This is a genomic window from Aquabacterium sp. (genome assembly GCF_014378415.1).
GTDB lineage: Bacteria > Pseudomonadota > Gammaproteobacteria > Burkholderiales > Burkholderiaceae_C > Aquabacterium.
Genome location: NZ_JACMNS010000098.1, coordinates 1 through 22330, shown reverse-complemented (window position 1 = coordinate 22330; position 22330 = coordinate 1). Strand labels below are relative to the sequence as shown.

Below are 22330 nucleotides of genomic sequence, written 5' to 3'. Positions count from 1 at the left end.
GGCGATGCGGTTGGCGGTGAAAGGGGGCAGGGCTCAGCGCGTGCAAAGCCCATGCCACCGCTTCATGGCGCGAATTCACAGGCCGAAAGCGGCCTTCAGGGCCTGGGCCGCCGCCGCGTGCGCCTGGTAGGCCTCGGGGATGAAGCGCCCCATGTTGATGAAGTCGTGGACCACGCCGGGCCACACCGTCAGCTGCACGGGCACGCCCGCCTCTTGCAAGACTTTGGCGTACTTTCGGCCTTCGTCGGCCAGGGGGTCGCATTCGGCCAGGCCGATCCAGGCCGGGGCCACGCCCTGGTGGCTGGCGGCCAGCATGGGTTCGCGGTGCCAGTCAGACTTGAAGCCCGGGCCTCGGGCTTGCGTTTCGAACCAGCGCATCAGGGGCTCGTCCAGCATCAGGTTTTTAGAGTAGGCCTGGTAGGACGCGGTCATGGCCGAGGGTTCGACCGAGGGGTAGAACAGCAGCTGCAGCGCCAGGGCCAGGCCGGCATCGCGGGCCATCAAAGCCAAGGTGGCGCCGAGCGTGCCGCCGGCGCTGTCGCCACCCACCGCGATGCGCTTGGGGTCAAGCCCCAGAGAGGCGCCTTCGGCCGCCAGCCATTGCAGGGCCGCGAACGAATCGTCCAGGCCCGCTGGGAAATGGTGCTCAGGGGCCAGCCGGTAGTCGATGGCGACCACGGCCGCGCCACTTTGCTGGGCAATGCGGCGGCACATGGCTTCGCAGGTGTCGATGCCGCCCACCACGAAGCCGCCACCGTGCAGGTACAGCAGCACGGGCAGGCCGGCGTCATGGCTGGGGGCCCACAAGCGCGCGGGAATGCTACCTGCCGGGCCGGGGATGCTGAAGTTGTCAACCCGGGCCACCTCGACCCGCTCGCCCTCCATGGCGCCCACGCCCATCCGGTAAGACAACCGAGCTTGCGCCACGGGTTGCTGGTGCAAGGGCGACAAGCCCGCGCGCTCGACCTTGTCAAGCATCTTGAGGGTCATCTCGGTCAGGAAACTGGCGGCGTTGGCCATGGGGGTGCCTTTCGTGTTGGGCGGGGCAGGCCAGCGCGGCCTGCCCCGCATTGTTGCGGAGAAGTCGTCGCCGGGTCAGGGCGCGGAAACGCGCATCTCAAACACGTCTTGGTCATCGCGGCTGAGGTCTTCGGTGGACAGCAGGCCGCGCCGGCGTTGCTGCACCTGCCCGCCCCGCTGCGCCACCGCCGTCCAACGGCCCAGGGGCAACTGCACGGTGGTCATCACCTCGGTGGATTCGGTCTGCCCATCGGGGCCGTACGCTGCTTGCTGGGCCACGCGCGCCTCCAGTTCGACGGTGACCAGTGGGCCGCCCGTCCAGCGCGGGCGCACGGTGATGCCTCGACCGGTGTCCACCAGGGTGGTTGACGACCAGGCCTGCCAGCCGGGGCCCGCAGGCATGGCGCCACCACCGTCGTTGCGCGCCTCTGGGTTGACCAGGTTGGTGCCCCCATGGCCACCCACGCCAAACTGCCATTGCGTCACCGGCCGGGTGCTGCCCAGGTAAATGCGCGCCTTGCCGCCATTGAGCACTTGCAATTGCTGCAGGCCGGTTTGACTGCTGGACCGGGTGCTCGAGGTGATCACCGCACCGGCCCGGCCCTGCACGCCCCCCCGGCTGTCCACGGTGATTTCGCCGGTGCGCAAGCCCGCGCCCTGGCGCTGCTGGTCGCTGGACGAAGCCATGCGCCACTCCACCAGCAAATTGCGCTGCGGCAGCGCCGACTGCGCCTGCGCGCTGAAGGCCGACCCAACCGCCCAAACCGCCCCAATCGCCATCACCACCACCACCGATGCCCTTGTTTTACCCACCATGGTCACGTGCCTCCAAATAAGAATTCTCTTGATCATCATGGTGCTCCGCACCAATGCAGGCAAGTGCGGGGTTGCACCCGCGCTTTTCCACGGCTTGAAAAGCCCACATTGCACGATGCTCAAGTCTTGACCCCAAAGGTCGATAAGCAGTGAGCACCGCCCTCCACGTTTGAACGAGTGCGGTCCACATGGTTTCAATCGAGATGGAGGCTGGCGATGCAGCTCGAAGCACTTTTCAAACAACCTCAGGCCCTGCCGGCCGTGCCCAAAATCGTTCATGAACTGATCGACAGTTTCAACAACGACGACATTTCCATCGACGTCATCGTTCGCAAAATCGCGGCCGACCCGGTGTTGTCGGCCCGCTTGCTGCGTTTGGGCAACTCGGCCTACTACCATGTCTCGCGCAGCATTGGCACCGTCCATGACGCTGTGGCCATGCTGGGTTTCGTCACCGTGCGCACCCTGGTGATCAGCTCCGGCCTGACCGGCGGCTACAAAACCATGCCTGGCATGGATCTGAACAAGTTCTGGCGCTACAGCATGCACACCGCCGCGGTGGCGCGCTGGGTGGCCAAGGCGGCCAACCAGAACGTGGATCTGGCCTTCACCGTCGGATTGATGCACGGCATTGGCCAGTTGGTGATGCACGCCGGCATGCCCGAACAGATGTTGCACCTGGACAAGCTGGCCAGTCCGCTGGACCCGCGCCGCATCGACATGGAGAGCACCTCGTTTGGCTACAGCTTTGCCAACGTCGGCGCCGAGCTGGCCAAGCAGTGGAAGTTCCCGCCAACGTTCAGCGAAGCCATCGCCAATTTCCCCGATCCCTTGAGCCACACCCCGTTTGACCCCGTCGCGGGGGTGCTGCACCTGTCCGCCTGGCGCGCCCGCGCCGAGCACAATGGCCTGGACGGCGACGAGTTGGCCGCCACCCTGCCCACCGAGGTTTGCCTCAAGCTGGGCCTCAAGCCTGAGACGCTGTTGACAGACATGCCGCCCTTGTCGGAACTGTGCGAAGGCATGGAAGCCTTGCTGGGCTGACGCCCGCCTAAATCGACAAGGGATCGACATCAACCGCCCAACGGACCAGTCCGTTGCGGCGGTTTTTTTGCGCCACGCTCAGCCACAGCGGCTGGCTGTCGGTCAGGAAGCGCTGCAAAGCGGCGCGATGGGGCGACTCGATCATCATCTGCGCCCGCTCGATGTTGGCCACGCGCTGCACGGGCGTGGGCACCGCCGGGTACAGGGTGAGGCAGCCCAAGGCGTCGGCCGAGGGCTTGGCCGCTTCGGCAGCCTCGCGCAAAAAGGCTTGGGCGGCATCTTGCGTCTTGCCCTCGGCGCGCAGCATGGCCAGGCTGGCATAGGGCGGCAGGCCCGCCATCTGGCGCTCTTCCAGTTGCCTGGCCGCGAAGGTGGGGTAGTCGTAGTCCCGCAATGATTGGTACAGCGGGTGCGTGGGGTGCCAGGTCTGCACCCACATTTCACTGCGGCCGGCCGCCTCGGCATCGCGCCCGGCACGGCCTGCGGCTTGCAAGAGCAATGAGAACTGGCGCTCGGCCGCGCGGAAATCGCTGGCGAACAAGGCCGCGTCGGGGTTGACCGCCGCCACCAGGGTGATGCGGCGGAAATCGTGCCCCTTGGCCACCATCTGTGTGCCCACCAACACGTCGATCTCGCCGGCGTGCACGCTGGCCAGTTGCGCCTCCAGCGCGCCCTTCAAGCGGGTCACGTCGGCGTCGATGCGGCCGATGCGCGCGGTGGGCATGGCGGCGGCGAGTTGCTCTTCCAGGCGCTCGGTGCCCCGGCCCACGGGTTGGATGTCGGTGTTGCCGCAGTCCGGGCAGGCGCGCGGCACGCGTTCGGTGAAGCCGCAGTGGTGGCAGCGCAGGGTGCGGTCCTGCTTGTGGAAGACGCGCCAGGCGCTGCAGTGCGGGCAGCCGCTTTTCCAGCCGCAGTCACTGCAATGCAGCACGGGCGCGTAGCCCCGGCGGTTCAACAGCACCAGGCTTTGCTCGCCCCGCGCGGTGCGCTCCTCAATCGCGTGCAACAGCTCTTGCGCCACCGGCGGGGGCTCCTGGCCCATGGTGGGCTTGAGCACTTTGGACAAGTCCAGCACGCGCACCCGCGGCATCACGCCATCGCCCACGCGGGCAGGCATGGCCAGGCGCTGGTAGCGGCCCGCGCCGCCTTCGCTGGTGGGCAGGGCGTTGAACCAGCTCTCCAGGCTGGGCGTGGCCGAGCCCAGGATCACCGGGATCTTTTCAAGCCGGGCCCGGTACACGGCCAAATCGCGCGCGGAGTAGCGGGCGCCATCCTGTTGCTTGTAGCTGGGATCGTGCTCTTCGTCGACCACGATCAGGCCGAGGCGCGGCAAGGGCGTGAACACCGACAGGCGCGTGCCCAGGACCACGTCGGCCTGGCCCAGGTGGGCCATCAGCCAGTGGCGCAGGCGCTGGGCCGGTGTCAGGGCACTGTGCAGGGAGACGATGCGCCGCCCCGCGAAGCGCTCGGCCACTCTGGCCTCCAGCTGCGGCGTCAGGTTGATCTCGGGGACCATGATCAGCACCTGCTGGCCGGCGTCGAGCGCGCGTTGGGTCTGGCGCAGGTAGACCTCGGTTTTGCCACTGCCGGTGCTGCCCCACAGCAGGTAAGGCTGCTCACCAGGCTGGGCCAGCGCGTCCAGGGCCTGAGCCTGCTGCTCGGTCAGTTCAGGCAGCTCAGGGAAGGTGGCCGGTGGCAGGGGTTCCAGCAAGGCTTTGTCCAGGCGCTTGCGGCGACGTTGCCATTGCAAGGCATCCAGCTGGCGCAATTCAGGTGGCAGCACCATCAGGGCCATCTCGCCCAGGCTGCGCTGGTAATACGCCGCGGCAAAAGCCACCAGTTGGCGCCAGGCGCGCGGCAAGGGCGGCAGGCCGGACAGCACTTCGGCCACCTCTTTCAAATCGGCCTCGGCATAGGTTGAAACGTCGCCTTCGGGCGCGTGATCCCACACCACCCCGGTCACCACACGGCGACCCAAAGGCACGCGCACCAGCTCACCGGGCAGCAGGGCCACCTCGCTGAGGTAGTCCAGCGCGCCCCACAGCCCGCTGTGCTGAGGCGCCTCCACGACCACGCGCACCCGCTGGCGCACCAAGTCGGCCGTCAAAGTGGACTCCAAAGTGGGCAGCGAGGGGCGGCGGGCCAGGGCAATCGTGTCTCCGAACTTCTGACAAGGTGTGAAAGGATGCACGCAAGTGCTTGATTTCAGGGGCTTCAACCCTTATCCACGGGGTCTGTGGATAACTTTGTGGAAAACCCACGCAGATGAGCGCTAAAGGCTTGTCGCACGGTCGTTTGGCTTAAATTGCCACAAGATGAGGCAACCTGTGTCTTTCTATATGAATCAAGCACTTAGCGAACTGGCACCGACAGGGTTCACAGACAGGCGCCACGCCCCACGCTTGTGCACCAGGTTTGGCAGGAATGGGGATAACTGATTTCCTGAACCGGCAAACCAAGGGTTTAACCTAGTTGCTCAAAACCCTACAAACGTTGTCATCCTTTTGGAATCTGAAGGGTGGCATTGAGCGCATTGTTCCATGATCCCAGTCCCCAAAAATCGGCCGCTTGGCCGAGGCCGATGCCGGATTTCTGGTGCTTGCTGCCATCTTTCAAAGTTGATCTGCAAAAGACGCCGCTAAGTCTTTGATTCACATGGGCTGGACTTTGTCCACCAAAGCTGTGGATAACTTTGTGGGAAACCTCTGCACACCCGCGCTAACTATATGTCAGCAGAGGGTTTCCCCTGTTCTGCTCAAACTTGAGGCATGACAAAAGAAATCAATAAAATCAATGGGTTAGCACATGTACGCGGCGTATGCGGGGCGTTTATTGCAAAATGCAACAGGCGCTTTTACGGTGCATTCACTTTGGGGATAAGTGACCCGCGCTTATCACAAAACCTTCCGATAACCAGCGCTGGCAGGCATCGGTTTTTGTGCTATGCAGCACCGCACAAGGAAAACCCGGAAATCGGTCAACAGGCGTTTGAAGCAGGTATGCTCGCAACCTCACCTTTCCACCTTCTATCTTTGTTGAGAGACACTGCAATGAGCTTCTCGATCGAATCCAAACTCGGCGATCTGCTGGACAACGAAACCACCAAGGCCATCTTGGAAAAGCACCTGCCCGGCATTTCCACCCACCCGCAAATCGCGATGGGCAAGGGCTTTGCGCTGTCCATGGTTGCCAAGTTCTCCGGTGGCCTGATCACCGACGACTTGCTGGCCAAGGTCGACACCGAGCTGAAAACTCTGAGCTGATCAACCGATCGCTCGCCGGCCTTTTGCCGGCCCACAAAAAAGCCCGCGAAGTTAGCGGGCTTTTTTCATTCATGGGCCTTGAAGGGATCACCAGTTCTCGCTGGCCTCGGAGCAATCGGGCGCCGAGGGGTTCACATCACAGCGGATGCGCTTGATGATCTTCAGGCCCTTCTTGTCGTAGAAGCCCCGCTCGGCCATGTCGATGCGGCCATCGCGCATCAGCACGGTGTAGCGGTCGGTGTCGGCGGGGGTGGGGTCCATCCACAGCTTGACAGGGATCGACGCGTCGGAGCGCTTGACGATCTCCAGGGCGTAGTTAAAACGGCTCAACCACACTTCGCGCGACTTCTGGCCAAAGCCTTCGGGGAAGCGGTCGCGCTTGATGATCATCTGGTAGGTCAGGATGGTCATGGGGTAGCGCGAGACGGCGCCCTTGGTGCCCACGCCTTTGGCCAGCTCCAGCGGCTTGAAGGCCAGGGCCGGGGCGATGAGTACGTCGACGCTGCCGTTGTTGAACATGGCGCCAAAGTTGGTCACGTCGGCGGCCACGGGGCGGGCGCCCACGCGCTGGATCAACTGGGCCTGGGCCTTGTCGTGGTCGAAGGCGGCAATGCGCTTGCCGGAGGCTGCTTCCAGTGTGCTGATCTGGCGGTCGTTCACGAAGGCGTAGGCGGCGCCCAGGGGGATGATGCCGCCCACTTCGTACAGGCCGTTCACCATCAGCGAGGCGGCCTTGGGCGAAGAGAAGGTCTGGATGGCTTTGTGGACCACTTCGTAGCTGGCGGCCAGGTCGACCTTGCCATTGCGCACGATGGTGGACACGCCAGCCGAGTCAATGGCGGCCGACAGGGCGTTGAAGGCGCGCGTGCGCAAGGCGGTGGCCATCACGGCATCGCATTGGCCGGTGCGAAAATCTTCCACCGCCACGCGCTCATCGACATAGGCCTTGAGCTCCATGTCCACGCCGGTTTTCTGCATCTCGACGGCGTAGTCCTTGGCGGCATTGAAGCCGTCCCCGCCGGTGCCCAGGATGTCAAAAATGCAGACCTTTTGCTTGGCGGCCAAGGCCGGTTGGGCAACCACGGCACTGACCATGGCCAGTGCGAGAAGAGTTTTTTTCATGAGTAGGTCGGGCCGTTAGCTGGCCCCCTTGATGGAGTCGGCGGCGATCATGCCATGCGCTGCATGGCGGCCCGATCGTCCGTAACCATTGCTGACAACCGATCTGCGCGGGGCAGGTGTTGGGTCAGCAAGTGGGCCAGGTCATGGCGGTGAAAAGGCTTGGGCAGGTGGTCGTCCATGCCGGCATCCAGGCAGCGCTGGCGTTCTTCGGGCAGCACATTGGCCGTCAAAGCCACGATGGGTACACGCGCACGCGCCTGCTGGCGTTCCAGGGCCCGGATGTGCTGCGTGGTTTCAAAGCCATCCATGCCGGGCATCTGGCAGTCCATCAACACCAGGTCGGGCTGGTGGTCCTGCAACCAGAGCAGGGCCTTGTGCCCGTCTTCGGCCAGCACCACCGACAGGCCGAGCTGCTGCAGGGTGGCATCGGCCACCAGCGCGTTGATGGGGTTGTCTTCGACCAGCAGGACCAGGCCACGGCGGCCATCCGCGGGGGGCAGAGGCGGGGCCGCATCGCCCTCGCCTCGGGCCACCGCTGTGACCTGGTGGGCACGCGCCACCACCGGCAGGCCAAAGCTCGCCACGAAGACCGAGCCGCGTCCGGGCGAGCTGGTGCAACGCAGGTCGCCGCCCATGGCGCGGCACAGTTTTTGGGAGATGGTCAGGCCCAGGCCGGCCCCGCCATGCCGGCGCTCCATCGAGCTTTCGACCTGGTGGAAGGCCTCGAAGATGAAGGGCAGCTCGTCACTGGGGATGCCAATGCCCGAGTCCTCGACGGCCAGGGTCACCGTGTCATGCCCCGCCACGCGGGACACCCGCACCGTGATGCGCCCCTGGTCAGTGAACTTGACGGCGTTGCCCAGCAGGTTGTGCAGCACCTGGCGCACCCGGGCCGCGTCGCCCGTCACCTCGTGGCTGGCCGGCAGGGTGGATTCCAGCAGCAGTTGCAAGCCCTTGGCCTGCGCGTTGACGGTGGAGATGGCCACCACGTCGTGGACGACCGCGCTCAGGTCGAAGGGCCGCCGCTCAACGTGCACGTGGCCGGCTTCGATCTTGGAGGTGTCCAGCACATCGTTGATGACCGACAGCAGGTGCTCGCCAGAGCGCTCCACCAGGTCCAGGCGCTGCTGGGCCTGCGGGCGCAGCTCCTCATCTCGCAACATGCGGGTCAGTCCCAGCATGCCGTGCAGGGGCGTGCGCATCTCGTGGCTCATGGTGGCCAGGAAACGGCTCTTGGCTTCGCTGTGGTGCTGCGCCAGGGCCAGGGCCTTGGCGCGCTCTTGCGCCACCTCCTCGGTGGTGTAGCGCAGGAAGAGCAACTCCTCAATGCGGTTCTGTCCCCAGCGGGTCTCCAGGACCAATAAGCCCACGAAGGCCAGCACCGAGGCCCCGCCAAACAGGCCAAAGGAATCCTGACGCGTCAGGTAGAACACCGCGTTGGGCACCAGCATCGGGATGATGAAGGCGCGCGCCGAACCGGCATCGGGGTTGAGCATGAACGTGCCCATGGAGGCCACGCCCAGCAAACACGACAGGGTCACGGCCATCAGGTCCAGGCGCGCCAGCGGGGTCATCCACCAGCCCACCGAGCCCCACACCAGGCCGTCGATCGCCAAAAGGATCAAAAAGCCCCGGTACCACTTGGGGTGCACCGGGTCGGCGCTGTGGCTGAACAGGCGCGCTTGGCAAAACAGCAGGACGGCGACCAGGCCTTTCAAGGCCAGCCAGGCCCACACACGCTGCCCGCCCATGGTGGGCAAGAGCAGCCAGGCGAGCAGGCAGGAAAAGCTGGTGGCGACGAGACAGGCGGCGGGCATGTGCCCAAACAGCATGCGGATGCGCGCTTGAAGCACTTTGAACTGCACATCGCCCAAGGGGACCGGCTTGCCGGCCCGCCAAAAGCGGCCATTCACTGAGGCATTCATGGGGGAGGACTCCTGACGAATACAGTATTCGTGAAGTCGCTGGCGCGCGGGGCGCCTTGTGGCCCGATCGGGGGCGGACAAGGCGCCGTTGTGCCTTTCAAGCCCCCTCGCTTCAGGGGGAGGCCAGGGCCGGCGTGTCAGGGTTTTCTACAGACTGCCCGCGCAACCCGGCGCGCCGCAGCGGCAGGCCAGTCGCCCGGCATGGTGGGTGGGGCCGTAGGCCACGGTGAGCTCTTCACCCACGGCAATGTCGCGCAGAGCGTAGAACGCCACGCGGCCTTGCTGCACCTTGAACACCATGTTTGGCACGCAAGAGTGGTTGGCAAAGCGCAGCGGGTCAGCCGACGCGGTGGCGTCCACCGAGCGCGCGTTCGACACCGCGATCATGAAGACGCGGCCGGTGCTTTTGTCAGCCGCCTTGGCGCGCTTGAAGGCTTCGGCCGTGCTGACGGATTCGCCCCGGATCTCGCCAATCTTGCGTCGGGCGGCCACGGCCTGCAGGGCAAACACGCCCTGTCCGTCGATGGCGCTGGGTTTGACTTCGACCGCGAATTTCTGGGGATCGGCGGCCTGGCCTTTGGCGGCAGGAGATGCCTGGTCGGCGTTGGGATCGGGCTCAGCGGGCAAAGGTCGAAGGGTGGGCATGGTCAGGATTCTGGCACCGCCTGCCTGGCCACGATTTTGGCGTACAGGCTTTGCTTGGGCACGGCCAGCACGCGGCGCAGCATGGGCTCGAAAAACGCCAGCGGCAAGGTCTCGCGCTGGGGGTCGAACGCGGCCGCGTCGTAGCGCTCGCAGAACTCGGCGGTGTGCTGGTACAGCGCCGTCTGCTGCTGGAAGCTGTCGCGCAGGTCGCGGTCCATGCCCAGGTGGTGGAAGAAGTAATAACCCTGGAAGATGCCGTGGTGGGCCACCATCCAGTGGTTTTCTTCGCTCACGAAGGGCTTGAGGATGGCCGCTGCGATGTCGGCGTGGTTGTAGCTGCCCAGGGTGTCGCCAATATCGTGCAGCAGGGCGCAGACCACGTACTCCTCGTCACGGCCGTCCTGGTGGGCCAGGGTGGCGGTTTGCAGGCAGTGGCTCAGGCGGTCGATGGGGAAGCCGCCGCAATCGCCATTCAGCAGGATCAGGTGGTCCAGCACGCGGTCGGGCAATTGCTGGGCGTAGGGGGCGAATTCGCGGGCGATGACGGCCCAGTCGTCGGAGGTGCCATCGCGCATGTGGGTGAAGGTGGCGTGGTTCTGCGGCGGGTGATGACTGCTCATCCTGGCAGTTTGGGCGGCTTGGGCCATGAAAGCAAATAACCGCGATGGCCTTTGTCCATTACCATTGGTCATGGCCACCCTGGATCCGGACATCCACTATTTCATCGCTGCCGCCACCGAAGGCAGCTTGGTGCGGGCCGCGCAAAGCCTGGGTTTGACCCAGCCGGCGCTGAGCAAATCCATCAAGCGCCTGGAAAAGCACCTGGGCGTGGTGTTGTTCAACCGCACGCCACGCGGCTCCGAGTTGACCGAGGCGGGCCGCGCCTTCTATGGCCGTGTGCGCACCCTGTCCAACGCCATGGACGATGCCGTGATGGAGGCGCGCGACCTGGGCGGCGGCCACGCCGGCTTGCTGCGCCTGGGCATCACCCCGGCGGTGTCGCACTTTGTGCTGAGCGCGCTGTTCCCCACGCTGACCACCGAGCGGCCCGCCGCGCACGTGAAGGTGACCACCGCCTTCAACCACGTGCTGCTGGGCGCCATCGACCGCAAGGAGCTGGGCCTGGCGGTGTGCCCCTTGCCGGACGACCTGCCAGCGGGCGTGGAGGTGGATGAGCTGTACGACGATCCCTTCAGCGCCATCATGAACAACAGCCACCCGCTGGCCCGGCGCGAGCGGCTGTGCATGGATGACCTGATCGGCTGCCAATGGGTGGGCCCGGGCAAGCAGGAGGTGGCGCGGCGCAGCCTGGAGCAGGCGGCGGCCCGGCATGGCCTGCCTCGACTGAGCATCCCGGTGGAGGTGAATTCGCTGGAGGCGCTGTACACGGTGGTGTCGCGCACGCAGATGGTCAGCTTGTTCAACGGCCGCTTTGGCTCGCCGTCGGCACTGCCCGACAACGTGGTGGTGGTGCCGCTCGATTTGCCTGGTGTGCACCGGCGCATCGGCATCTTGCGGCCGAGGGGTTACCTGTCACCGATCGCTCAGCGCGCCCGGGAGATCTTGCTGGATGCCAGCGCGGTGTTTGGCGCTTGATGTTGTGGGCTGCGGCTGCGCGTGCGGCTGCGGTGCCATGGTGGGTTGCTTGTTCGGGCAGCGCGGGGCGCGGGCTGGGGCGGTCTCCGGCTCTTTTTCGCCCCGCTGGTGGCATGCCACGGCAGCAATCGTGCGACGCCACCAGCGGGGCGATCAGGGATGAGGCGGAGGCGGGCGGGGCGACTTCAAGGGGGCGGCGAGGCGCGCAGGCCGCGGCGGGTTGCCCCTCGCTTCGCGAGGGGTCGGCGAGGACTGTTTGAGCGCGAAGCGCGAGTTCCGCAGCCGCCCGACGTGGCCGAGCACCGAGCGCAGTCCGCCGCTACGCGGTGGACCGCCACCATAGGAGCCCCGCCCGCCTCCGACTCATCCCCGCCCCGCGCTGCAAAGACAAAGCAACCCGCCCACCGCAAGCCCTAGCGAACCGCAAAGTGCCGCACCAGCCCCGTCAACAGCACCTCAATGAGGGCGCTCAGGTGCTGGTCATTGGGCACCTCAGGGAACCAGGGATCATCCGGCCCCATCACCAGCTGGCGCGCCGTGAACCCATGGATCCCCTCCCAGTAGATCTGGGTCATCAGGTCAACGTCGGTGACAACGCTCGACACCTCGCCCGTGGCCGCCCATTGCGCGAACAAAGTGCGCGAAAAGGCATACGGGTCTTCGGCCGGATCACCATGCTGAACACGCGCCACCTCGTTGGGCGCGTGCGGGCGCTTTTGCATGAACACAAACGCGTACTCGTCCGGGTGCTTCAGGCCAAAGTCCACATAGGCCCGGCCCATGGCGCGCAAGCGGTCCAGCGGGTTGCTGTGCGCCTCGCTGGCACGGCGCATGGCGTTGGTCAACTCCAGCAAGTCTTCGCCCATGGCCTGCGAGATCAGCATGGCCTTGTCCTCGAACAAGGAATAAACCACGGTCGTGGAATAACCCGCCAATTCGGCCACCTTGCGCAATGAGATCTCGCCCAGGCCGCCTTTTTTGATCAGCTTGCGCACGACCTTGATGATGCTTTTGCGGCGCAGCTCCGCCTCACGTTGCTTGCGCAGCTCCTTGACGCTCTGGGTCACGAATGCGGTCTCCGTTTTTGGTGTTGAATCGTTCAGCTTTTTAGCACCAGATCATCGCCATCGCGCAGCGCAGCACCCACCTTCACCAGTTGTTGGGCAAACACCTCGCCCAGCCGGGCCGGGTCATCGGGGTAATGCGCTTTCATCACCGTGTTGAAAATCTGGCTTTGCTGGATCAGCTGCGTGATGTCGGCCAGGCTCAGGCGCTGGTGGGCCATCAGCTTGAAGGCCAGCAAGGCCTTGATGGCGTTGTCGGCGTTGCGCTTGGGGTCGTCCATCAGCCACTGGATGCGCGAGTTGGCCGTTTGCAGAGCGGCATCGACTTCGGTGAAAGGCGCGCCGTGGCCAGGGATGACCAGCTTGGGCGACAGTTGCGCAATCAGCGCCAGCGTGGCTTGCTGGCGGCCAAAGCCGGGCTCGCCCACCAGTTCCGAGAAGATGATGCCAAAGCCTTTTTCCCACAAGGCATCGGCCGAGATCAGGATGCCCAAGGCCTCGCACCACAGCATCACCATGTCGTGATCGTGCCCGGCGGCGGGCAGCACCTGCCAGTCGTGCGCGCCCAGCCTGAGGGTGCCGGGCACGGTGAGCACCGCGTCATGGAGGAAGCGTTCGCAATGCTGGCCGGTGGCGGTGTAGCTCAAGCGGGCTTCGTCCCACACGGTCACGGCGTCTTGCAGGCCGGGCGGGATGATGATCTGGCAGGCGGGGTAATGCGCTTTCAACACGGCATTGCCCCCTGCGTGGTCGGAGTGCAGGTGGGTGTTGATGATGCGCTGCAGCGGCTGGCCCTGCAGGGCGGCCTGGATCAGCGCCAGGGTCTGGGCGCGCTCACTGCCATAGCCGGTGTCCACCACCGTGGGCAGCTCGGGGTCGTGAAAAACGATGTGGTTGGACGACAGCCAACCGCGTTCCAACACCTGGATGCCATCCGGCAATTGCATGTCCATTCACCCCAGCTCTGCCATGTGCAGCGAGCACGATCTTACGGCAGGGCGGCGCCTACCGTGGCCAAGCCGATTCAGGCGGCGCGGCGGGCCCGGGCGCTGGTCATGCGCGGCACCGACTTGGGCGCGTGCAGCTGCTCCCAGTACGCCACGGCCTTGCCCACCCATTCGCGGTAGGCGGGCCCGTCAGGCGCGTAGTAGGGGATGCCACGCGCCGCAAAGGCTTCGAGCTCTTCGGCCACCGCGTGCGGGGACGCCTCAACCAACTCCAACTCCAGGGCGTGCAGGGCGTTCACGCGCTGCACAGGTTCGGGCGCCATCAATTGGGCGCGCAGGGTTTGAGCAGTGGTCTTTTGGCCCATGAGCCTTCTCCGTGAGTGGTTTCACCTCGGATAACGGCTCAGAGCCTCTTCAGGTTGAGCCCGCTTTACTTGAAAACCACCTGCACCGTGGAATCTGGCACGGCTTGGGCCGCAAAGTCCTTGTAAGCCCGGGCCTGGGCCGGCGTGCAGACGTTGCCCGCCGTGCGGTCGTCAAACACCCGTTTGACGGTCAGCACCTGGTCCTTGAGCTGGTAAGTGGCGCGGTACGACAGCTTGTCGCTGTCCAGCTTGACGTCCGGGGGCACCTGGTCGATGGTCATGTTGGCCGGCAACTGGTAGCGGTATTCCTCGATCGAATGGCCGCTGGAGCAGGCGGTTTCCACCGCGTCGTTCACCTCTTGGGACGAAGCCGCCACGTAGTCGGCCACGGGGCTTTCGCTGTAGAACATGGGCGTGATCGCGAAGCTGCCGGGCCCGGGCAGTTTCACCCATTGGTCAACCTTGAACTGGGTGCGGTAGCCATAGGTGTCGCGCAAGGCTCGGGCGTTGTCTTTGACCATGCTGCCACTGCCCTTTTGGCCCCCGGATTCGAAGAAGGTCTTGACCATGTCGGCCGACTGCACCTGTGTCAACTGTCGCAAACGCATGCGGGCGTTGACCGCGAACAGGCCTCGCAGCGCGACGTCGACCGTGCCCGAGGCCGAGCCATCGGCCTGCACGATCACTTCGGTCTTCATGAGTTGCTGGTTGAAGCCCACCGGGGACACGGGCGTCTTCAGGCCATCCTGGTGGCCATCGACCAGCAGCACGGGCTTGCCTTCATCGGCGAAGGGCAGCATGCCAAAGGGCACGCTGTCCGCCGTGGTGTCCAGGTACAGGTTCAGGCTGGGGATGTGGTTGATGACCTGGTTGACCATGGACAACACCGGCACCTTGGGCAAGCCGTAGGCCGTGCCCGCGTTGATCAGGGCCTGGGTGCTCGCCATGCCCTTGGCCTTCAACAAGGCTTGCAGCAAGGTCGCGTGGTCCTTGCAGTCGCCGGCGCGCTTGTCCAGAATCGCGTCCACATCGCGGGGCACCGTGGACCCCAGGCGCAGGCACGGCACGGTGGTGGTAATGTTCAGCGTCACCCAGTTGTACAAGGCCTTGGCCACTTCGCGCGGGGCTTGGGCCTGGTCATCTTGCGTGATCTGGTCGGCCAGTTGCTTGACCTTGGGCGTCACCACGGCCTTGGCCTGGGCGGGCACGCCATAGGCTTTGGCCAGCTCGCCCTGGCTGCGGAACGTGGAGAACAGCACGCCCGCTTCTTCTTCCGATTCGTGGCCCGACAGTTTGGGCGGCGCGCTCTTGAGGGGTTGCAGGTTGTCCCAGGCCCATTCAACGACTTTGCGGCCCGCTTTTTCGACGCGCTTGATTTCGCGGAAACCACGCGCCTGGTCTTGCGTCCACATGCCGGCCGGCACATCGACCTTGATCCTCACATCGTCGTAGGCATCGGTCTTGGGAAAGCTTTCGTTGATGGAGAACTGCCGGGGGAACAGCGGCTTGGTGGTGACGCGGTAAGCCAGCACCACGGTGTCGCCCACGGCCACGCTGGGAAACTCGATGCTCAGGTCCTGCTGGCCCGACGCAGTGGCATCGGGCGCGTCCTTGAAGCCCGCCTTGGGCACCTTCAGGCGGCGGCCATCGGCCTTGCGCGTGTAGGCCTCGGTCACGGTCACCTTCTGCCACTGGCGGTCGTACAACACCGAAGTCCGGCTGGCACCGGCCACCATCTCGGGCTTCAACACGGCCATGGACCAGGCGCGCTCTTCCAGGTTGGCGCCATCTGGCTTGACGGTGTAGCTGACGGCATAGTGCGTCACGCGCGAGGCCAGGGATGGCGATTGTGCGGCCTCGGCAGCCCAGGCTCCGCCAGACAAGGTCAGCGCGCCCACCAAAGCGATGGCTTGCAAATGATTGGAGTTCAAAGTGTTTTCCGTTGGAGCCCGTGCAAGCCCGCAATCTAACCGAATGGCTCGAAGCCTGAATGCGGTGTTTACCTTTCTTCACGTCAACGCGGGGCCGCCAGGGCGCGTTGAATCCACATCCTCAACCACAACCCAGGACTCGATCATGACCAAGACCTTCGCCCTCGCCGCCATGCTGGCCGTTTTCGCCGCCAGCTCTTTCGCCCAACCGGCCACCATGGCTTCGGCCTCCGCCGCTGCCGCCAGCGGCGCGGCCCACAAGAAGCACGATGGCAAAGCGCACAAGCACGAAGTGCCCGCACATGCCGCTTCGGCCGCAGCCTCAAAGTAATCGACGCAGCATGAACTGAAAAGCCGGGGACCATGCCCGGCTTTTTTGTGTGCGCTTGTTACCAGCAGCGCGCCATGCCCAAGCGACAAAGACCCGAGCACACGCTGTTTCGCCAAAATCGGTGAAGATATGGGCGACCCCATGACTGACTGTAAGAGTAGGAGACCCCATGAAAAAAATGATTGCTGTGGCCTTGGCCGCTTGTGCCGTGGCCCCCGTGATGGCCGGCACCACCAACGTAGGTGTGTCCATCGGCATCAACCAACCCGGCGTGTATGGCCGGATTGACATTGGCAACGACGGCTACGGCCAACCTCAACTGGTGTACCCGCAGCCAGTGATCATCGCGCCGCCCGCCGTGGTCTACGAGCGCCGCCCCATCTACCTGTACGTGCCGCCAGCGCATCAGCACGACTGGCGCCATTACTGCGGCCGCTACCAAGCTTGCGGCCAACCGGTTTACTTTGTGCAAGAGCAATGGGTGCGCAACCGCTGGCAGCAAGAACACACCGGCAATGGCCGCCCTGGTTGGGACAACCATGATGACCGCGACGACGATGACCATGGTCATGGCAAAGACAAAGGCAAAGGCAAAGGCAAAGGTCACGGCAAACATGGCCGTGACTGAGTTCAGAGCATCTCTTCAGGGGCAAAGGGCGAGAGCAGCTTGATGGCGAACTTAAGCCACGCACTGGCCTCCGGTTCGTTCTGACCCAGCAAGGCCGGATCGGGCGGCGTGGTGTGCCATTGCACCCGCTGCCCTTCGCTCAGGGACAGGTAGTAGCTGGCCTCGCTCACCTCTTCAAACAGCAGCGCCAGTTGTTGTGCGATCTCAGGGCTGTGCATCAGCACGCCCATCTCGGAGTTGAGTTTGGCCGAGCGCGGGTCCAGGTTCATGGAGCCGACCAGCGCGCTCTGCCGGTCCACGACTACCACCTTGGCGTGCAGCGACGCGTGGGACGAACCAAACGAGCCCAGCTTGGCCTGCTTGGCATTCAGCAAGGGCCGCAACTCGTGCAGCTCCACGCCCATGGCCAACAACTGTGTGCGATAACGGGCATAGCCGATGTGCACCGCTGGCGCGTCGGTCGTGGCCAGTGAATTGGTCAGCACGCGAACCTTGACGCCCCGATCCCGCAAGCCCTTGAACAGCGCAAGCCCCCGAACTCCTGGCACAAAATAAGGCGAAATCACGATCAGTTCCTGGTGGGCCGATCGGATGATGCGGTCCACATCGTCGGCAATGGCTTCGGCCTGGGTGGGCTGGCCTTGGCTCTGCATTTTAGAGGGCTTGTCGGCCAGCACCGTGGCCCGCGCCCACACCAGTTTCAATCGGCCCTGTTTCAAATCGCGGGCAAAGTCTGTGCCCGGGATCGCCACCGGGACGACGGCTGGCTTGCTGGCACCGTCGGCCTCAGGCTCTGGCGCCAGCAAGGTGGACTTGCCCACCACCGCGGCCACCGGGTAGGCCATCGGGTCGTTCCAGAACCGATCGAACGTGGCCGACAGCGCCCGCACCGCCGGCCCCGCCACGATGATGTCGATGTCCAGGAAGTTGCTGTCCTGGCTTTGCACGAAGTAAGCATCGCCCAGGTTGCGCCCCCCCGTGATGGCCAGCGCGTTGTCGGCCACGAACATTTTGTTGTGCATGCGGTGGTTGATGCGGCTCATGTCCGTGATGGACGCCAGCACGCGGCTGATCGTGCCCAGGCGGCCCGCCGGGAAAGGGTTGTACAGGCGAACCTCGATGTTGGGGTGGGCCGTCAGGCGCAGCAGCCCCCGGTCCTGCCCTGCCGTGTTCAGGTCGTCCAGCAGCAGGCGCACGTGCACACCCCGATCGGCGGCCGCGCGCACCCGCTGCATCAGGCTGCGCGAGGAGCCATCGCTGTGGATGAGGTAGTACTGCAGGTCCAGCGTATGGCGGGCGTTGTCGGCCAAGGCGGCCAGCGCGCCCATGGCGTCCTCGCCCGACGACAGCAGGCGCAGGCCCGACACGTCGGGGCCCGGGGCGCTCTTGATGGTCAAGCGGCCGAGGTCGCTCGCCTGGTGGTCGGCCAGTGCATGCGCGTCGGCGCGGGGCACCGGCGCGGGCAAACTGGCGCAGGCTGTGGTCAAGGTGGCCATGCTCAGCGAGCACAGCATGCGCCTTGCCCACCGGGACAGGCTGCGAGCCACCGCGCTGACGTCAATCAGCATGAATGAGGTCATGGGTCATCTAAGGGCTTGTTGAACGGCCAGCCTAGCAGAACGGCCTGAAACATGCGCGCCAGCCATGGCGCATCGCTGGCGCGTCCCCATCTGGTCGCGCGAGGCCTTGTTGGACGCGGTGTGGGGCCTTAATGCCGCCAAGCTTGATGCACATCAAGCACCGTCAGCCCCGGCCTGATTAGGCTGGGGCCATGGCCCCTTACCCCACCTCACTCAGCCCATGGCGGCGTGGCGAGTTGCTGGCCCTGTTGGCAACCATCCCCGCTTTCTACATGGCCGCCTTGTCCACGCACCGCCTGGCCTGCGCGACCTTGTACCTGGTGGGCGGTGCCGCCTGCACCCTGGTGATCTTCCATGAAGTGCACCTCGCGAAACAGCGCAGGCCATGGAACCGGCGCTACGCCTCTCATCAGCTGTCGGGCGTTCTGGCGGGTGCCTTGCTGCTGTCGGCCATCCTGCCCTTGGGCGAACATCTGGACGTGCTCGGTGTGCGCCTGGCCACGGCACTCCTGATCATCCTGCGGTGTGGCCAATCGTTGTGGCCCCGGTTCTGGCGGGGCGGGCTGGCCCACCTGCTGACTTTGGCGGTGGGCATCCTGGGTTTGTGCGGCCTGGGCTTTTGGTGGCTGGAGCCGCAAGCACACACCTTTGGAGATGGCCTGTGGCTGGCCTTCACCACCGCGGCCACGGTGGGTTATGGTGACATCGTGCCAACCACACCCGCCGCCAAGATCTTCGCGGTGTTCGTGGTGCTGATGGGCTTTGCCGCCTTGTCACTGGTCACGGCGGCCATCGCCGCCATGTGGGTTCAATCTGAAGAAAAGCGCATGGAAGACGAGATCCTGCGCGACCTGCACCTTCAGATCAAAGGCCTCCGTGATGAACTCGCCGCCCTTCGGCATGACCTGAACCCCAAGGCGGGTGGGTGAACAGCCCGCCTGTAGGCGGTGCCCTACGTGAAATGCTGGCGCCTGCTGACGGGCGAGTGCACTCGTCCATCGCTACAGTAGCTTTTCAAAAGGAGTACCACTCATGTCCTTCGCACTTTACCTCGTCGGCTTTTTGCTGATCACTGGCGGCATCGCCTGGGGCCTGGTGGTGGCTGGCGTGCCTCACCTTTACATCGGCATCGCCTGCCTGATCCTGCTGGGCCTGGGCATCGTCACCGGCGTGTCCAAGACACGCGCGCGAGACTCCTCGCATTGAGCGATCTTCGGCGTGACCCCGCGCCATAATCAAGGAGAACACCATGGCCCATCAAGACACCCCACAAGACTTTGACGAATGCATCGAAGCCTGCGAGGAGGCATTGCATTTCAGCCAACAATGCGCCGCGGCCGACATCCGCGAGGCTGATCCGGCCATGGTCAAGTGCGCCTTGCTGTGCCTGGACTGCGCGGACATTTGCGCCACCACGCTGAAGGCCATGGCGCGTCGCTCCAACCACCACGGTGATTTTTGCGCCCTGTGTGCGCACATTTGTCGGGCGTGCGCCGATGAATGCGCCCGCCATGACCACGTTCACTGCAAGCAGTGCCAAGCCGCTTGCGAAGCGTGCGCCGTGGCCTGCGCCAAACACGCCTCAGAAAGACACGCCTCGTGATTAAAGTGCAGCGATGCTGCAGGCCGATAAGCAGAGATCACCGTTCCCAGGACTGTCGATGAACATCGCGAACACCGCCGGCGTCAGTGCCGCCACTCGGCGTCCACACCGCCAACGCGGCCAGTCTGCTTCAGGCCATTCCTCAACCCGCCTTGACTCACTCAGCTGGCCAGTCCTCGCCCGCCCTTGCGCATGCCCGTGCCGTATTCATCGGGCTGCCGCACCGCCCGGTGCACGTCTTCGCAGGTCATGCAAATGCCCTGCAGAAAATGGTCACGCAACTGCAGCACGGTGTCCACCGAGTCGTCCGAGGCGTCGATCAGGTAGCCTTGGATGCGCTCCATCTCTTCGATCTGGCTGTCGCTGAAAGTGGGCTTGGCCCAGAGCGGCAACATGGCGCAAACGGTGAGGCCCCAAGCCGTGGGCTGGTGATGCACTTCTTGGGCCAACATCGCCTGGTTCAGCGCTTCAAGCTGGCTGGCATCCAAGTCTTCGATCAGGCCCTGCTCAACCACCTGAGCGGCCACCACCCGGGGCTCGATCACGTCAATCACCACGCGGCACATCAGCAGGTCGCCATGGGCGTGCAAGCGGTGTTGCCAGTGCCCCTGGTACAGACAAGCTGGGGCAATTCGTTGATCGCTGTCTGACGATACATTGTCAAACCAGTTCATGGCGCCATCCTCCGTGAGATCGATCTGTGTCAGGAAGGTGACCTCTGCGGCATTGCAAAGACCACTGGTAACCATCATGCAGAAATCGGGCCGACTTTGGTGGACCAAATTGGCACGAATAAACCGATTAGGGGTTTTCATGCAACGAGGCGGCACCAGGCCTTGATCCGGCGATATGCTGTTGGACCCCGCCTCAAAACTCGCTGTGCTTTTTGCTGTTGCCGCGAGACTGTTCTGCGGGATACCGCTGGGCATTGATCACCATCTTGCGGCGGGCCGCATCCATCAGGTCGATGTTCAAGGCCGATGACAACTGCACCAGATAGAGCAGCACATCGGCCATCTCGAAAGCCACGGCCTGGCGTTTGTCGGCATCCAGATGGCGGCTTTGCTCCTCGGTCAGCCACTGGAAATGTTCCAGCAATTCGCTGGCCTCCACCGTGAGCGCCGAGGCCAAATTTTTCGGCGAGTGAAACTGCTGCCAATCACGGGCTTGGGCGAACTCGTCCAGGTCTTGGGCCAATTGTTGGATGGGGTCGTTCATGTGTTCACACAGGCAGAATGCTGATCAACCTCATTCTGCAGCCGATCCGTGACACCTTTTCAAGCCTTGCTCGATGCCATCGCCACCACCGAGTTGCCCACCGAGGCCCAACGCGTCTTCCATGGCCGGGGCGGCTTGTTCGCGGGTTGCGAGCAGTGGGCGCTGGACTACTTCACACCCGTCTGGCTGTTGACCAGCTTCCAAGCGGTGAGCGATGAAGAACTGGCGCCCATCCAATCGGCCCTGGCGCAGCGCTGGGCTCAGATCGCGCCTGGCCAAGCGTTCAACCTGGCGCTTCAAACCCGCGACGACGCACGCGCCGACACGCGCCTGCTGGCCGGCGAGGTGCCCGATCCCCACGTGGTGGATGCACAAGGGGCCCGTTACCGGGTGCACCTGCTGCGGGGCCTGAACCATGGCTTCTTTTTGGACATGGCCGAGGGCCGCCGTTGGGTGCGCGAGCACGTGGCGGCCCGCCCGGGCTTGAGGAAGGTGCTCAACCTGTTTGCCTACACCTGCTCCTTCTCGGTGGTGGCCTTGCAAGCGGGCGCCAGGCAGGTCATCAACATGGACATGAGTGGCGCGGCGCTGTCCATCGGCAAACAAAACCACCAACTCAATGGCCTGACCAGCGGTGCCAGCTTTCTGCCGCACGACATCTTCAGCTCATGGGGCACGATCACCCGACGCGGCCCTTACGACCTGATCATCCTGGACCCGCCCAGTTATCAGAAGGGCAGCTTCGTGGCCGAGAAGGATTACGCCAAGCTCATGCGCCGCCTGCCTGATCTGCTGGCCCCGGATGGGCATGCGCTGCTGTGCTTGAACTCACCCAGGCACAGCGTGGCTTTCTTGCAAGATCAGATGAAAGAGCTGGCACCCGACTTGAGCTTCGTGGAGCGCGTGGCCAACCCGGCGGTGTATGCCGATGTGTCCAGGGATCGGGCCTTGAAGGTGCTGGTGTACAAGGCGCCCCCTTTGTGAAGATCTCCCAACGCGCCCAAGCCATCACGCCCTTCCTGGCCATGGAGTTTGGCAAGCGCGCCGCCGCGCTCGAAGCCGCTGGCCACCGCGTGATCCGCCTCAACCTGGGCGGCGGTTGTCAAACCATTTGTCGCAAAAAACTTTAAGCTCAAGCTGCTTTTTTGAGTGGTTCTCCAATGTTGGATTTGTCTGGATTGAGGAGGACTGTGTCCTGACGAGTCCAATCACGGGTGTGTCCAGACCACCGG

Annotated in this window: 25 protein-coding genes; 11 read left to right on the top strand and 14 right to left on the bottom strand. The window is 64.4% G+C overall.

Annotated elements, in window-relative coordinates; all coding sequences use genetic code 11:
- Window positions 1-75: 75 nt before the first annotated feature.
- The gene (locus H7225_RS08860; protein WP_290660923.1) at window positions 76-1020 is read right to left on the bottom strand and encodes an alpha/beta hydrolase; all 945 of its coding nucleotides are present in this window, start codon (window positions 1018-1020) and stop codon (window positions 76-78) included.
- Between the two features lie 75 nt (window positions 1021-1095).
- Window positions 1096-1707, bottom strand: a complete 612-nt coding sequence (locus H7225_RS08855) for a hypothetical protein (RefSeq protein ID WP_290660921.1) — start codon at window positions 1705-1707, stop codon at window positions 1096-1098.
- Between H7225_RS08855 and H7225_RS08850 the strand changes: the two genes are divergently transcribed.
- Window positions 1706-1966, top strand: a complete 261-nt coding sequence (locus tag H7225_RS08850; RefSeq protein WP_290660919.1) for a hypothetical protein — start codon at window positions 1706-1708, stop codon at window positions 1964-1966. The genes H7225_RS08855 and H7225_RS08850 overlap by 2 nt on opposite strands.
- Before the next feature lie 86 nt (window positions 1967-2052).
- The gene (locus H7225_RS08845; RefSeq protein ID WP_290660917.1) at window positions 2053-2880 is read left to right on the top strand and encodes an HDOD domain-containing protein; all 828 of its coding nucleotides are present in this window, start codon (window positions 2053-2055) and stop codon (window positions 2878-2880) included.
- A gap of 7 nt (window positions 2881-2887) precedes the next feature.
- Here the strand turns inward: H7225_RS08845 and priA are convergent, their stop codons facing one another.
- Window positions 2888-4972: a primosomal protein N' gene (priA, locus tag H7225_RS08840; protein ID WP_290660945.1), complete on the bottom strand. Its 2085-nt coding sequence runs from the start codon at window positions 4970-4972 to the stop codon at window positions 2888-2890.
- A gap of 676 nt (window positions 4973-5648) precedes the next feature.
- Here priA and H7225_RS08835 point away from each other — a divergent pair.
- Complete coding sequence (locus tag H7225_RS08835; protein ID WP_290660915.1) at window positions 5649-6143, top strand: hypothetical protein; 495 nt, start codon at window positions 5649-5651, stop codon at window positions 6141-6143.
- An 87-nt stretch (window positions 6144-6230) separates the two neighbouring features.
- Here H7225_RS08835 and H7225_RS08830 read toward each other — a convergent pair whose 3' ends face one another.
- The 4 genes from H7225_RS08830 to H7225_RS08815 form a co-directional block, all read right to left on the bottom strand.
- Complete coding sequence (locus H7225_RS08830; RefSeq protein WP_290660913.1) at window positions 6231-7265, bottom strand: putative solute-binding protein; 1035 nt, start codon at window positions 7263-7265, stop codon at window positions 6231-6233.
- Between the two features lie 47 nt (window positions 7266-7312).
- Complete coding sequence (locus H7225_RS08825; RefSeq protein ID WP_290660911.1) at window positions 7313-9190, bottom strand: ATP-binding protein; 1878 nt, start codon at window positions 9188-9190, stop codon at window positions 7313-7315.
- 147 nt (window positions 9191-9337) lie between these two features.
- Window positions 9338-9835: an SET domain-containing protein-lysine N-methyltransferase gene (locus H7225_RS08820; protein ID WP_290660909.1), complete on the bottom strand. Its 498-nt coding sequence runs from the start codon at window positions 9833-9835 to the stop codon at window positions 9338-9340.
- 2 nt (window positions 9836-9837) lie between these two features.
- Window positions 9838-10455, bottom strand: coding sequence for an HD domain-containing protein (locus H7225_RS08815; RefSeq protein ID WP_290660907.1), 618 nt, complete (start codon window positions 10453-10455; stop codon window positions 9838-9840).
- 70 nt (window positions 10456-10525) lie between these two features.
- On the opposite strand from H7225_RS08815, the gene H7225_RS08810 reads away from it, so the two are divergent.
- On the top strand, window positions 10526-11431 hold the full coding sequence (locus H7225_RS08810; RefSeq protein ID WP_290660905.1) for a LysR family transcriptional regulator: 906 nt from the start codon (window positions 10526-10528) through the stop codon (window positions 11429-11431).
- A 413-nt stretch (window positions 11432-11844) separates the two neighbouring features.
- Here the strand turns inward: H7225_RS08810 and H7225_RS08805 are convergent, their stop codons facing one another.
- The 4 genes from H7225_RS08805 to H7225_RS08790 all read right to left on the bottom strand — a co-directional run bounded on the left by H7225_RS08805 (window position 11845) and on the right by H7225_RS08790 (window position 15738).
- Entirely contained in the window at window positions 11845-12498 is a 654-nt protein-coding gene (locus H7225_RS08805; protein WP_290660903.1) for a TetR-like C-terminal domain-containing protein, read from the bottom strand.
- A gap of 32 nt (window positions 12499-12530) precedes the next feature.
- Entirely contained in the window at window positions 12531-13448 is a 918-nt protein-coding gene (locus tag H7225_RS08800) for an MBL fold metallo-hydrolase (RefSeq protein ID WP_290660901.1), read from the bottom strand.
- Between the two features lie 71 nt (window positions 13449-13519).
- On the bottom strand, window positions 13520-13807 hold the full coding sequence (locus H7225_RS08795) for a hypothetical protein (RefSeq protein ID WP_290660900.1): 288 nt from the start codon (window positions 13805-13807) through the stop codon (window positions 13520-13522).
- A 65-nt stretch (window positions 13808-13872) separates the two neighbouring features.
- On the bottom strand, window positions 13873-15738 hold the full coding sequence (locus H7225_RS08790) for a DUF3857 and transglutaminase domain-containing protein (protein ID WP_290660898.1): 1866 nt from the start codon (window positions 15736-15738) through the stop codon (window positions 13873-13875).
- Window positions 15739-15883: 145 nt separating this feature from the next.
- Between H7225_RS08790 and H7225_RS08785 the strand changes: the two genes are divergently transcribed.
- Window positions 15884-16069 (top strand): hypothetical protein, encoded by a 186-nt coding sequence (locus H7225_RS08785; protein WP_290660896.1) that lies wholly within the window; start codon window positions 15884-15886, stop codon window positions 16067-16069.
- 169 nt (window positions 16070-16238) lie between these two features.
- Window positions 16239-16697 carry a hypothetical protein gene (locus H7225_RS08780; RefSeq protein ID WP_290660894.1) on the top strand — a complete coding sequence of 153 codons (459 nt, stop codon included), beginning with the start codon at window positions 16239-16241 and terminating at the stop codon, window positions 16695-16697.
- Between the two features lie 2 nt (window positions 16698-16699).
- On the opposite strand, the gene H7225_RS08775 is transcribed toward H7225_RS08780, so the two are convergent.
- Window positions 16700-18277: a phosphatidylserine/phosphatidylglycerophosphate/cardiolipin synthase family protein gene (locus H7225_RS08775; protein ID WP_290660892.1), complete on the bottom strand. Its 1578-nt coding sequence runs from the start codon at window positions 18275-18277 to the stop codon at window positions 16700-16702.
- A 191-nt stretch (window positions 18278-18468) separates the two neighbouring features.
- On the opposite strand from H7225_RS08775, the gene H7225_RS08770 reads away from it, so the two are divergent.
- From H7225_RS08770 to H7225_RS08760, 3 genes are all read left to right on the top strand, one after another.
- Complete coding sequence (locus tag H7225_RS08770) at window positions 18469-19206, top strand: potassium channel family protein (protein WP_290660890.1); 738 nt, start codon at window positions 18469-18471, stop codon at window positions 19204-19206.
- A 103-nt stretch (window positions 19207-19309) separates the two neighbouring features.
- Window positions 19310-19483 carry a hypothetical protein gene (locus H7225_RS08765; RefSeq protein WP_290660888.1) on the top strand — a complete coding sequence of 58 codons (174 nt, stop codon included), beginning with the start codon at window positions 19310-19312 and terminating at the stop codon, window positions 19481-19483.
- A gap of 43 nt (window positions 19484-19526) precedes the next feature.
- Window positions 19527-19880, top strand: a complete 354-nt coding sequence (locus H7225_RS08760) for a four-helix bundle copper-binding protein (protein WP_290660886.1) — start codon at window positions 19527-19529, stop codon at window positions 19878-19880.
- A 161-nt stretch (window positions 19881-20041) separates the two neighbouring features.
- Here the strand turns inward: H7225_RS08760 and H7225_RS08755 are convergent, their stop codons facing one another.
- Together H7225_RS08755 and H7225_RS08750 are read right to left on the bottom strand one after the other, a co-directional pair.
- Entirely contained in the window at window positions 20042-20554 is a 513-nt protein-coding gene (locus H7225_RS08755) for a hypothetical protein (RefSeq protein WP_290660884.1), read from the bottom strand.
- 193 nt (window positions 20555-20747) lie between these two features.
- Window positions 20748-21098: a nucleotide pyrophosphohydrolase gene (locus tag H7225_RS08750; protein WP_290660882.1), complete on the bottom strand. Its 351-nt coding sequence runs from the start codon at window positions 21096-21098 to the stop codon at window positions 20748-20750.
- A gap of 48 nt (window positions 21099-21146) precedes the next feature.
- On the opposite strand from H7225_RS08750, the gene H7225_RS08745 reads away from it, so the two are divergent.
- Both H7225_RS08745 and H7225_RS08740 read left to right on the top strand, forming a co-directional pair.
- The gene (locus tag H7225_RS08745) at window positions 21147-22082 is read left to right on the top strand and encodes a class I SAM-dependent methyltransferase (RefSeq protein ID WP_290660880.1); all 936 of its coding nucleotides are present in this window, start codon (window positions 21147-21149) and stop codon (window positions 22080-22082) included.
- A complete protein-coding gene (locus H7225_RS08740; RefSeq protein WP_290660878.1) occupies window positions 22079-22228 on the top strand; it encodes a hypothetical protein in 150 nt (49 codons plus the stop codon). Before H7225_RS08745 ends, H7225_RS08740 begins: the two co-directional genes overlap by 4 nt.
- Window positions 22229-22330: the final 102 nt, after the last annotated feature.